Source organism: Mesorhizobium sp. CA10 (assembly GCF_020165285.1).
Taxonomy (GTDB): domain Bacteria; phylum Pseudomonadota; class Alphaproteobacteria; order Rhizobiales; family Rhizobiaceae; genus Mesorhizobium.
The window spans coordinates 12,065-23,462 of the sequence record NZ_JAIUHV010000008.1 but is presented as its reverse complement, the minus strand read 5'-3'; the positions used below and the strand labels follow the sequence as shown (position 1 = coordinate 23,462).

Here is an 11,398-nt window from a genome sequence, read left to right as displayed (position 1 = left end):
TCAATGTGGCGCTTGTTCGGCGGGCACTGCCTCGATGATCACAAAGGCTTGAGCAAGCGGGAAATCGTCGGTGATGGTGAGATGGATGACGGCGCGGTGGTCTTTCGGCAGGATTTGCTCCAGCCTGGCCGCGGCGCCGCCGGTCAGCGCCATGGTCGGCGCGCCGCTCGGCAGGTTGACCACGCCCATGTCGCGCCAGAACACGCCCTCGGCCATGCCGGTACCCAACGCCTTTGCGCAGGCCTCCTTGGCGGCGAAGCGCTTGGCATAGGAAGCCGCGCGGGCGGCACGCGCCTCCGACTTGGCCTGCTCGACCTCAGTATAGATGCGCTGGACGAAGCGCTGGCCGTGCCGCTCCAGCGATTTCTCGATACGTCTGATGTCGATCAGGTCGCTGCCGATGCCGATGATCATTCCGCCGGCACTTCCCGTCCGCCCTGCCGCGCTTTCTTCTCGGCACGCTCGGCCATGCGCTTCCGGCGCTGCTCGCGAAACACCGTCATGCCCCAGCGGGTGATGGCGTAGAACACGAGCCCGAAGACCAGGCCGAGCGGCACCGCGCCGATCAGCATCGGCTCCAGAATGGGGTGCCAGAGCTTGGCGAAGGAAAGCTTGTGCATCATTTCGCCCAGATGCTCGGGCGGGCCATGCTTCGGCAGATGCTCATGCAGCAGCAGCTTCCCGGTCTCCCAGGACGCGCCCCACAAAAGCGGGAAGGTCAGCGGATTGCCGAAGAACACCGCGCCGAGTGCTGCCGCGACCAGATTGCCGGCGATGATCCAGCACAGCACGGCGGCGACGATGAAGTGGAAGCCAAGTGGGAAAAAGGAGGCGAAAACGCCCGCGGCGACGCCGGCGGCGACGGAATGCGGCGTCGCCTTCAGCCGCAGGATGCGTTTGGAGAAATACTGCACGGAACGCGAGAACGAGCGGCGCGGCCAAAGATAAGTACGCACCTGTTCCAGGAAGCCATCAGGCTCTCGGCGTCGAAAAAGCACTCTGTTCCAGTTCCCGGTCCAATACGCGCTGCCCCTACCCACCGGGTCGCGCAAACACATCTTGCGCTTCGAGGGCGCAGAAAGGCAACAAGCTTTGATATAGCGACGACCGGTCCGCGCAACAACGAACGCCGCCGCGATGGTCTGCCGCAGTCTTTAACAACAGCGTCATTCTGGCGAAACTGAGGAAAACAACCCGGATGCGGAGCCGATGATCACCATTAGACCGGCGCGGGCGGAGGACGCCGGGGCGCTGCCGCGGATCGAACAGTCCGCCGGGCTGGCGTTCCGCGCCATTGCGGAACTGGCGTGGCTCGCCGACGGCGACAACATCAGCGTCGAGCGGCATCGCGCGCTGATCGCCGCCGGCGCATGCTGGATTGCCGCAGACGAGAAGGACCGGCCGGTCGGCTTCCTGAGCGCCGGGATCGAAGGCGATGCGCTGCATATATGGGAGTTGGACGTGCGCCTCGACCGGCAGGGCCAAGGCATCGGCCGCGCCCTGCTCGAACAGGCGGTCGCGGACGCCGGGCGGCGCGGACTGGCCGCGGTGACGCTGACCACGTTTCGCGCCGTCGCCTGGAACGCGCCCTTCTATCGGAAGGCCGGATTTCGCATCCTGGAAGACGCCGAGATTGACGAACGGCTGGCAAGCCTGCTCGACGACGAGGCCAGGCACGGCATGGCTTCGGACCAGCGCTGCGCCATGCGGCTCGATCTCAGCCGGGTTGATACTCGCTGACCTCGACCAGATTGCCGTCCGGATCGCGGAAATAGACCGACATCATGTTGCCGCGCGCGCCGGTGCGTTCGACCGGACCGACTTCGATCGCCACGCCATTGGCCTCGAGGCTGGCCTGGATCTCGGCAAGCGGCACTGCCGCCACGAGGCAGAAATCGCCGGAACCCGGCGTCGGCGCCTTGGCCTTCGGCTCGAAGGTGCGACCGACTTCGTGCAGGTTGATCTTCTGCGAGCCGAACAGAAGCGCGGTCGGCCGGTTCGGTTCGTCGAGCCGCCGCATGCCGAGCACCCGCCGGTAGAAATCGCAGGTCGCTTCCAGCGAGCGGACCGTCAGCACGAAATGGTCGATCCTGGCGATCATGGTCGCCTCGTCGCACGTCTCCGGCAAAGAGATTCAAGCGACGCGCTCAGGTGCTTGTTTTCATACATTGCGATGTCAGAGGTTGCGGCTTCCCGGCTTAACGGCTGGAATCGCGGCGAGTTCCGGCGGCAGGCGGTCGGCGGGATAGGCCGGCACTTCATATTCGGCAAGCGCGATCAGCGGCACGCCAACATCGGTCTTGCCGGCCGAACGATCGATGATGCAGGCGGCCGCCACGACCTCGGCGCCAAGCTCGCGCAGGCAGTCGATGGTCTCGCGGATCGACAGGCCGGTGGTGACGATGTCCTCGACGATGACGACGCGCGAGCCCTTGGCAATCTCGAAGCGGCGCAACCTGAACTCGCCCCCTTCCCGCTCGACCCAGATCGCCGGGACACCGAGATGACGCGAGGTTTCATAGGCCGGGATCAGGCCGCCGATGGCCGGGCCAACGACGTAGTCGATCCCGCCCGGCACCGCCTTGCGGATCTTCTCGGCCAGCGCTCTGCACAGGCGCTCGGTCTTGTCGGCATGCATGAACACGCGGGCCTTCTGCAGGAAGACCGGACTGCGCAGGCCGGACGTCAGGATGAAATGACCTTCGAGGACGGCGCCGGCCTCGCGGAAAATACCCAGCACTTCGTCGGTGTTCATTGTTCGGTCCCCCTTGGCGAATGGTGAATGGTGGTGAGAGCACCTTCTATTCACTATTCACTATTCACTATTCACTATTCACTATTCACTATTCACTATTCACCCATTCACACGCCGCGCATCGCTGACGCTCGAATTGTCCTTGAGCTGCGACAGCAGCCGGTTGAGGTGCTTGAGATCCCAGACCTCGAGATCGATCAGCATCTCGGTGAAATCGGGTGCGGTGCGTATCATCGACAGCGTGTGGATGTTGGCATCGTTGGATGCGACGACCTGGGCGATGTCGGCCAACGAACCGGGCGCATTGATGGCGGTGACCGAGATGCGCGCCGGAAAACGTTCCTTGGTGCGCTCGTCGATGTCCCAGCGCACGTCGATCCAACGCTCGGGCTGGTCGTCGAAGGCCTGCAAAGCCGGCGACTGGATCGGATAGATGGTGATGCCGGTGCCGGGCTGGATGATGCCGACGATGCGATCGCCGGGCACAGCGCCCTCCGGCGCGAAACGCACCGGCAGGTCGCCGCGCACACCGCGGATCGGCACCGCGCCGTCGCGCTGCTGGTCCTTGTCCTTCTTGGCGGCGCGGGTGCCGGGCATCTGGAAGAGCATGCCGGCGGCGTTGCGGATCTTCGACCAGCCCTCCTCGCGCTGCTTGGGCGCCGCGACGGTGACACGCTCGTCCTTATAGTCGGGGAAGACCGCTTTCATGACATCGGTGGAACTCAGCTCGCCGCGGCCGACCGAGGCCAGCACGTCCTCGATGTCCTTGCGCGCCAGCCGGTGCAGCACCGGCTTCAGGCTCTCCTTGGTGAATGTCTTGCCGGCGCGCTCGAAGGCTCGTTCCAGGATGCGGGCTCCGAGGCCGGAATATTGCTTGCGGATCGCATTCTTGGTGGCGCGGCGGATGGCGGCGCGCGCCTTGCCGGTGACCACGACCGATTCCCAGGCGGCGGGCGGCACCTGCGCCTTGGAGCGGATGATCTCGACCTCGTCGCCGTTCTTGAGCTCGGTCATCAACGGCATGATGCGGCCGTTGACCTTGGCGCCGACGCAGGTGTCGCCGACATCTGTGTGGACGGCATAGGCGAAGTCAATGGGAGTAGCGCCGCGCGGCAGCGCGATCAGCATGCCCTTAGGCGTGAAGCAGAACACCTGGTCCTGGAACAGCTCCAGCTTGGTGTTCTCGAGGAAATCCTCGGGATTGTCGCCTTCGGCCAGTTGCTCGATGGTTCGCCGCAGCCAGGCATAGGCGTTGGTCTCCCTGGAGATCGCATGGCCCGCGCCGTTCATCTTGCCGCCAGTATCCTTGTAGATCGAATGCGCGGCGACGCCATATTCGGCGATCTTGTTCATCTCCCTTGTGCGGATCTGCAATTCGACGCGCTGGCGCGACGGGCCGACGATGGTGGTGTGGATCGAACGGTAGTCGTTCTGCTTGGGCGTCGAGATGTAATCCTTGAAGCGGCCGGGCACCATCGACCAGGTGGTGTGAATGGCGCCAAGCGCGCGGTAGCAGTCGTCGACCGAATCGACCACGACGCGGAAACCGAAGATGTCGGAGAGCTGCTCGAAGGAGAGCGCCTTGGCCTCCATCTTGCGGAACACCGACCACGGCTTCTTCTGCCGGCTCTTCACGCTCGCCTTGATGTCGTGTTTTTCGAACAGGCCCGACAGCGCCGTCTCGATCTCCTGCAGGACGCCCCTGTTGCGCTCGAAAATCTCGGCAAGCCTTGCGGTAACGGCGCGGTAAGCCTCCGGATTGATGTAGCGAAAGGCTATTTCCTCCAGCTCCTCGCGCATGCCTTGCATGCCCATGCGCCCGGCTAGCGGCGCATAGATCTCCATCGTCTCCTCGGCGATGCGCAGGCGCTTGGCTTCCGGCATATGGTCGAGGGTGCGCATGTTGTGCAGGCGGTCGGCGAGCTTGACGAGCAGAACGCGGACGTCCTCGGAGATCGCAAGCAGGAGCTTGCGCAGGTTCTCCGCCTGCTCGGCCTTTTTCGAGACCAGATCGAGCTTCTTCAGCTTGGTGAGCCCCTCGACCAGCTTGCCCATCTCGGGGCCGAAGAGCTCGTCGATCTCAGCGCGCGTCGCGGTCGTATCCTCGATCGTGTCATGCAGCAGGGCAACGGCGATGGTCGCCTCGTCCATATGCATGTCGGTGAGGATGGCCGCGACTTCGAGGGGATGCGAGAAATAGGGATCGCCCGAGGCGCGCTTCTGATGGCCATGCTTCTGCATGGCATAGACGTAGGCCTTGTTGAGCAGCGCCTCGTTGACGTCAGGCTTGTAGCGCTGGACGCGCTCGACAAGCTCATACTGACGCATCATGGGCGGGATCTCGCGGTGCTGAAATGATTGATGCGCCGCACCGACGTGCGACGCATCTCATAGATAGCCACGAAACCTAAGATACGGAAGTCCTGGATGGTTGATCCAACCCGGACAAAAGCACTTAGTAGTCGTCGCTCTTTTCCGGCGGCACCAGACCTTCGATGCCGGCGAGCAAGTCTTCCTCGCTCATGCGGTCGAAAGTGACGTTCTCCTCGGCGTCGTCGGCGTCGGCGGCAACGGCGGTCGCGCCGGTCTGGTCGGCAATTGCCTCGCCCTCGGCTTCCGGCTCGTCGACCTCGACATGCTTCTGCAGCGAGTGGATCAGGTCTTCCTTGAGGTCGTCGGGAGACAGCGTTTCGTCGGCGATCTCGCGCAGCGCGATGACCGGGTTCTTGTCATTGTCGCGCGGAACGGTGATCTGCGCGCCCTGGCTGATCTGGCGGGCGCGATGGCCAGCGAGCAGCACGAGTTCAAAACGGTTGTCGACCTTGTCGATGCAATCTTCAACGGTTACGCGGGCCATGGACTGCCCCTTTCATGCGATGGATTTGATGGAAAGCTGGCGCGCTCCATAACGCGAGCGCGGCCGAAATACAAGCTTTATGGCGCCAGCGTCAGCTTGGCGGGCCGTTGCCCGGCTCATCATCGCGCCACGCCGTGAAGCTACCCACATAGTGGCGATCACAATTGCTTGCAACACAGGGCCATGCCCTTGGATATCCACAAATTGCACGTTATCTCGGAGGTGACGGTACAAAGGTCCATTTGCCGGACCTCTTCGTCAAACGCTTTTAGACGACAAAAATTTTCGAAAGGAATGTTTTTCAATGTTCGATCCCCGTGAAAAGATCGCTCTTTTCATCGACGGCGCCAATCTCTATGCCACGTCCCGCGCGCTGGGCTTCGACATCGACTACCGCAAGCTCCTGTCGAGCTTCCAGAAGCGCGGCTACCTGCTGCGCGCCTACTATTACACCGCGCTGGTCGAGGATCAGGAATATTCATCGATCCGGCCGCTGATCGACTGGCTCGATTATAACGGCTTCAAGGTGGTGACGAAGCCCGCCAAGGAATTCACCGACTCGACCGGCCGCCGCAAGATCAAGGGCAACATGGACATCGAGTTGACCGTCGATGCGCTGGAGCTCGCCGATGTCGTCGACCACTATGTCATCTTCTCCGGCGACGGCGACTTCCGCACGCTGGTCGAAGCGCTGCAGCGGCGCGGCCGCAAGGTATCGATCATCTCGACGATGGCCTCGCAGCCGCCGATGATCTCCGACGATCTGCGCCGCCAGGCCGATCATTTCATCGACCTGATGACGCTGAAGAGCGAAGTCGGCCGCGATCCGTCCGAGCGGCCGGCGCGCCGGCCAGAACCCGCCGAAGTCGACGAGGAAGATTATTGATGGCGGCGGCCTTGACCGCCGTGCCCTCGCCCGAACCCAGCCGTGACTGCCCGCTTTGCCCGCGGCTGCATGATTTCATCGCCGCCTGGCGCGAGCGTGAGCCCGGCTGGTTCAACGCGCCAGTGCCGACCTTCCTGCCGCCGGAGGGTGAAGATTCAGTCCGCCTCCTGATCGTCGGGCTGGCACCCGGCCTGCGCGGCGCCAACCGCACGGGGCGCCCCTTCACCGGCGACTATGCCGGCGACCTGCTCTATGGCACATTGATCGCGCACGGTTTTGCGCGCGGCGAATTCAAGGCCAGGCCCGATGACGGCTTGCAACTCGTCGGCACGGCCATCACCAATGCGGTGCGCTGCGTGCCGCCGGAGAACAAGCCGGTGGGCGCCGAGATCGCCACTTGCAGAACTTTTCTCAAGCCGACGATTGCGCGCTTTCCCAACCTGCGTGCCATCCTGACGCTGGGTGCGATCGCGCATCAGTCGACGGTGCGGGCGCTGGGCGAGCGCGTCGCGGCCTTTCCGTTCCGCCATGGCGGGAGGCAGCAAGCCGGCGGCATCGCCTTGTTTTCCAGCTACCATTGCTCACGCTACAACACCAATACGGGCGTGCTGACGCAGGAGATGTTCGTCAGCGTGTTCAAGGAGATTGCGGCGTTCCTGAAGAGCTAGATTCAGGCGGCTTCCTGTCGGTCTGACAGCCACTCATACCGGCAGCAGCGCATCCGGCTTCACGTCGCCGATGGAGGTATAAGTGTGCGTCTCCTTCACTCCCGGCAGCGCGAGAATGACCCGCGTCAGGAAATCCTGATAGGCGGCCATTTCCGAGATGCGCGCCTTTACCAAATAGTCGAAGCCGCCGACCACCATGTGGCACTCGAGAACCTCGGGCGCCTTGGTCACCGCCTCGGCGAAGCGCTCGAAAATATGCGGCGCCGTGTGATCGAGACGCACCTCGATGAAGACGAGCGTACCGCGTCCGATCTTTGCCGGATTGAGCACGGCCCTGACCGCGGTGATGTAGCCTTCCCGAAACAGCCGCTTCACCCGTAGGCTGGTGCCGGTCGGCGAGAGGCCGACACGCGCCGCCAGATCAAGTGTGGTGCGACGCCCATCTTCTTGCAGCAATCGCAGGAGATTGCGGTCGACGCCGTCGAGGTCGCTTGCTTCAGCATTCACGCTAGATCTGCCTCTAATCTGCGAGTTTCACTTAAATTTCGAGAAAAGAGCGTATTTTGCCATGGGCTTTTCGGCAATAGCCTGCGCTTTCATCGCTTTGTGCGGAGATGATCTTCGATGGCGATGTCACGACGGCGGCGGAACATGGCGGACGCGCGAGACTCAGGAAACTCCAGGCTGGCGATCATCGCGGGCCTCACTATGATCGGCATCTACGCCATCCAATTCGTCGCCGCCCGCTTCAGCCTCAGGGAGCATCTGACGGCGACGGATCTGGCCGCCTTGCGCTTTGGCGGCGCAGGGGTGGTCTTTCTGCCGATCGTCTGGCGCGGCGGCTTTGTAAGCATGAGGGCGCTTGGCTGGCGACGGGCCCTGGCATTGGCGGCGCTGGCCGGATTGCCTTATCCGCTGATCATCAATTGGGGCCTGACCTATGCCCCTGCCGCCCATGCGGCCGCGCTTTGTCCAGCGTCGATCGTCTTCTTTTCGTTCCTGCTGTCACGCATCGTCTTCAATGACGGCGCTTCGCGGCAACGGACCATCGGTGTCCTCGCGATTGTCGGCGGCCTGTCGCTGTTCATCGCGCCGGCGCGCGACGGCACCGGCGGCGTTCTCTTCGGCGATATGCTTTTCATCGGATCGGGCCTGATGTTTTCGGCCTATGCCGTTCTTGTCAGGCGCTGGCGTGCCGATCCCGTCACGGTGACGGCCGCGGTGGTGCTCCTGTCCTGCCTGCCGCTGCCGGCCCTCTATCTCGTCGCGCAGAGCCATATCCATGTCGCGGCCGCCACGGAAATCATCAGCCAGATCGCGATCCAGGGGATTCTGGCCGGCGCGGCAGCCATGTTCCTCTATACTTATGTCGTCGGGCAGTTGGGGCCGCAGACGGCATCGCTGTTCCTGCCCGGCATACCCATCGCCACCGTGGCTGTCGGCATGGCGGTACTCGGCGAAACGCCGATGACGATCCAGTTCGCAGCCATTGCCATCATGGCCGCCGGGATGGGCTTGTCAGCGATCGGAGGGCGGATTGCCAATAGACGCCTTAATGCACCGGCGCCGGGAGGATCGTAAGCCTTCAGCGGTACGGCAAGCGATTCAAGGACCGGCAATTCAAGGCGTCGGCGCAAACAACCTCGCCAGCGTCTCGCGGCTGCCTTTCAGGACGTTGAGATCGACATCGCCTTCGATGCCGTCGACGCGGCCCATATTGTGATACTGCCAGTAGATCCAGTCGTTCTCGCGCGGCCTCATCGCCAGCGAACGCAACCAGCGCCGGCGGTTAAGAATGCTGCCGGAATAGGCGTCTGCCGCCTCGTCGGTCAGATAGAAAATCGCCTGCTTGCCGAATGCCGTCTCGACCGGACCGAGGAATGCAGCAAGCTCGGTGTTCAGTTGCTCGGGCGACGGGCGCTGCGGACAATTGCCGCCGAACTCGATGTCGACCACCGGCGGCAGAAGCGGCTCGCCGCGCGGCACTACCGACATGAAGTTCTTCGCCTGGTCGGCGCCTGGCCGGCAGAAGGTGAAGAAGTGATAGGCGCCGACCGCCAGGCCGGCCGCGCGGGCCTCGCGCAGGTTGATGGAGAATTGCGTATCGACATGGGTGCCGCCTTCGGTCGCCTTGATGATGGCGAAGGCGACATCGTCGGCGGCGACGCGAGGCCAGTCGATCTTTCCCTGATGATGCGAGACATCGACGCCACGGATCGGGAATTCCTCGCGATCCGGGGAAAAGCCGCGGAACCAAAAGAAGGCGCCTGTCACGACGGCACTGGCGACAAGCGTGACGGCAAGGCCCCAGAAAACAATCCGCTTCCCCAAGACCATCCCCTGTCGGAAGGTGCCCCGACCGGAGAACCGGCCGGCGGCTCTTTTTCAGGTGGCCGGCGCTGCCAGCCCTGAAGGCTCAGCCGCGCTCCTTCAGCAGCCGGCCCTTCTCGCGCGACCAGTCGCGCTGCTTCTCGGTCTCGCGCTTGTCGTGCAGCTTCTTGCCTCGGGCAACGGCGAGCAGCAGCTTGGCGCGGCCGCGGTCATTGAAATAGATTTTCAGCGGCACCAGCGTCATGCCTTCACGCTCGACGCTTTGCGAGAGCTTTGCCATCTCGCGCTTGGAGACCAGCAACTTACGACGGCGGCGCGGCTCGTGATTGAAGCGGTTGGCCTGCAGATATTCCGGCAGATAGGAATTGATCAGCCAGATCTCGCCGCCCTCAGCCGAGGCGTAGCTTTCCTGGATGTTGGCCTGGCCTTGGCGCAGCGACTTGACCTCGGTGCCTGTCAGCACCAAGCCGGCCTCGATCGTGTCGAGCACCTCGTAGGAAAAGCGCGCCTTGCGGTTTTCCGCAACGGTCTTGTTGTTGGGATCGGCTTTCTTGACTTGATTCATGACGTCCAGAGTCTGTTTCGAAACTCGCTCCTGCGAGTCAGGTGAAGGTGTCAACAGAGCGCTGCGCGTTTTCTAAACGCGCAAAGGACGCTCTGCAGCCCGACTTTGCGCATGGTCCTTTCCGAAAGCGGATGCTTTCGGGGCCATGCGCGGAACCGGAGCGGAGCGTACATATAGTACGTTAGCACCGGAAGCGCAGGTGGCGCCTTCAGATGGCCGCAGGAGTAGAGTTTCCGAACGGGCTCGCTAATTAATCAAGCCGGCGTGCTTGAGCGCCGCGTCGAGCTTCTCGGCGGTCGAGGACTCGACCGTCACCAGCGGCGAACGGACCACGTTCTCGACCTTGCCCAGCTTCGACAGCGCGTATTTGGCGCCGGATACGCCAGGCTCGATGAAGATCGCCTTGTGCAATTGCAGAAGCCGGTCCTGCAGCTCGAGCGCCTTGGCGCTGTCGCCGGAAAGCGTCGCTTCCTGGAACTCGGAGCAAAGGCGCGGCGCGACATTCGAGGTGACCGAAATACAGCCGACGCCGCCATGAGCGTTAAAGCCGAGCGCGGAGGCATCCTCGCCGGAAAGCTGGATGAAATCCTTGCCGCAGGTCATGCGCTGCTCGGAGACGCGCTCGACCTTGCCGGTCGCGTCCTTGACGCCGGCAATGTTCTTGAAGTCGTGGCGCAGCCTGCCCATCGTCTCCGGCGTCATGTCGATCACCGAACGCGGCGGGATGTTGTAGATGATGATCGGCAGCCTGGTCGCCCTGGCGACGGCCGCGAAATGCTCATAGAGGCCGCGCTGCGTCGGCTTGTTGTAGTAAGGCGTGACCACAAGGGCGGCATCGGCGCCGGCCTGTTCGGCATACTTCACCAGGCCGACCGCTTCCTCGGTGTTGTTGGAGCCCGCGCCGGCCACCACCGGCACCCTGCCCTTGGCTATCTCGATGGCGACCTTGACGACATGGCGGTGCTCCTCATGCGACAGCGTCGGCGACTCGCCGGTGGTGCCGACGGGAACGAGACCCTTGGTGCCCTCGGCGATCTGCCATTCGACAAACGAGCGAAAGGCTTTCTCGTCGAAGCGCCCGCTCTTTTCGAACGGTGTCACGAGCGCAGTCAGCGAGCCTCTCAGCATGTCGTCCAAACTCCTTGGAACTTTGTCGGTTTATGCATGTCGTCTTCCCAAAACCGGTTTCCGCTTCTGGGCGACATGCATCGGTGTTTCATCAGATCGGTCAGTTGCGCGCCTTCTACCCCAAAGCGAAGCCGCGCACCATAGTCTCGACATGGTTCAGCGGCAAGCATCGGCGTAATGCCAGTGTCGTGGTTTCGATGTTCGCTAG

General features: G+C 63.0%; 14 protein-coding genes. 4 read left to right on the top strand and 10 right to left on the bottom strand.

The genetic code is table 11. From position 1 onward, the window contains the following. Positions 1-414, bottom strand: coding sequence for a holo-ACP synthase (gene acpS / locus LB535_RS17415; RefSeq protein WP_224633093.1), 414 nt, complete (start codon positions 412-414; stop codon positions 1-3). After that, entirely contained in the window at positions 411-998 is a 588-nt protein-coding gene (locus tag LB535_RS17410) for a DUF2062 domain-containing protein (protein ID WP_224633092.1), read from the bottom strand. The genes acpS and LB535_RS17410 overlap by 4 nt, the downstream gene beginning before the upstream one ends. 211 nt (positions 999-1,209) lie before the next feature. Here LB535_RS17410 and LB535_RS17405 point away from each other — a divergent pair, with 211 nt between their 5' ends. Then, entirely contained in the window at positions 1,210-1,740 is a 531-nt protein-coding gene (locus LB535_RS17405) for a GNAT family N-acetyltransferase (RefSeq protein WP_224633091.1), read from the top strand. Here the strand turns inward: LB535_RS17405 and LB535_RS17400 are convergent. From LB535_RS17400 to rpoZ, 4 genes are all read right to left on the bottom strand, one after another. Further along, the gene (locus LB535_RS17400; RefSeq protein ID WP_224633090.1) at positions 1,718-2,101 is read right to left on the bottom strand and encodes a VOC family protein; all 384 of its coding nucleotides are present in this window, start codon (positions 2,099-2,101) and stop codon (positions 1,718-1,720) included. The genes LB535_RS17405 and LB535_RS17400 overlap by 23 nt on opposite strands. A 75-nt stretch (positions 2,102-2,176) precedes the next feature. Continuing rightward, a complete protein-coding gene (pyrE, locus tag LB535_RS17395; protein ID WP_224633089.1) occupies positions 2,177-2,755 on the bottom strand; it encodes an orotate phosphoribosyltransferase in 579 nt (192 codons plus the stop codon). 99 nt (positions 2,756-2,854) lie between these two features. Continuing rightward, a complete protein-coding gene (locus LB535_RS17390; protein ID WP_095766930.1) occupies positions 2,855-5,086 on the bottom strand; it encodes a RelA/SpoT family protein in 2,232 nt (743 codons plus the stop codon). Between the two features lie 124 nt (positions 5,087-5,210). Continuing rightward, a complete protein-coding gene (rpoZ, locus tag LB535_RS17385) occupies positions 5,211-5,612 on the bottom strand; it encodes a DNA-directed RNA polymerase subunit omega (protein WP_095766929.1) in 402 nt (133 codons plus the stop codon). 304 nt (positions 5,613-5,916) lie between these two features. Between rpoZ and LB535_RS17380 the strand changes: the two genes are divergently transcribed. After that, a complete protein-coding gene (locus tag LB535_RS17380; protein WP_095766928.1) occupies positions 5,917-6,498 on the top strand; it encodes an NYN domain-containing protein in 582 nt (193 codons plus the stop codon). After that, positions 6,498-7,166 (top strand): uracil-DNA glycosylase, encoded by a 669-nt coding sequence (locus LB535_RS17375; protein ID WP_224633088.1) that lies wholly within the window; start codon positions 6,498-6,500, stop codon positions 7,164-7,166. Before LB535_RS17380 ends, LB535_RS17375 begins: the two co-directional genes overlap by 1 nt. Positions 7,167-7,199: 33 nt before the next feature. Here LB535_RS17375 and LB535_RS17370 read toward each other — a convergent pair whose 3' ends face one another. Then, the gene (locus LB535_RS17370) at positions 7,200-7,673 is read right to left on the bottom strand and encodes an Lrp/AsnC ligand binding domain-containing protein (RefSeq protein WP_224525181.1); all 474 of its coding nucleotides are present in this window, start codon (positions 7,671-7,673) and stop codon (positions 7,200-7,202) included. A gap of 144 nt (positions 7,674-7,817) precedes the next feature. On the opposite strand from LB535_RS17370, the gene LB535_RS17365 reads away from it, so the two are divergent. Then, positions 7,818-8,747, top strand: coding sequence for a DMT family transporter (locus LB535_RS17365; RefSeq protein ID WP_224633087.1), 930 nt, complete (start codon positions 7,818-7,820; stop codon positions 8,745-8,747). A gap of 39 nt (positions 8,748-8,786) precedes the next feature. Here LB535_RS17365 and LB535_RS17360 read toward each other — a convergent pair whose 3' ends face one another. The 3 genes from LB535_RS17360 to dapA form a co-directional block, all read right to left on the bottom strand. Continuing rightward, complete coding sequence (locus tag LB535_RS17360; RefSeq protein ID WP_224633086.1) at positions 8,787-9,503, bottom strand: GH25 family lysozyme; 717 nt, start codon at positions 9,501-9,503, stop codon at positions 8,787-8,789. 79 nt (positions 9,504-9,582) lie between these two features. Continuing rightward, entirely contained in the window at positions 9,583-10,062 is a 480-nt protein-coding gene (gene smpB / locus LB535_RS17355; RefSeq protein ID WP_224633085.1) for an SsrA-binding protein SmpB, read from the bottom strand. Positions 10,063-10,308: 246 nt separating this feature from the next. Next, positions 10,309-11,190: a 4-hydroxy-tetrahydrodipicolinate synthase gene (gene dapA, locus LB535_RS17350; RefSeq protein ID WP_224633084.1), complete on the bottom strand. Its 882-nt coding sequence runs from the start codon at positions 11,188-11,190 to the stop codon at positions 10,309-10,311. Positions 11,191-11,398: the final 208 nt, after the last annotated feature.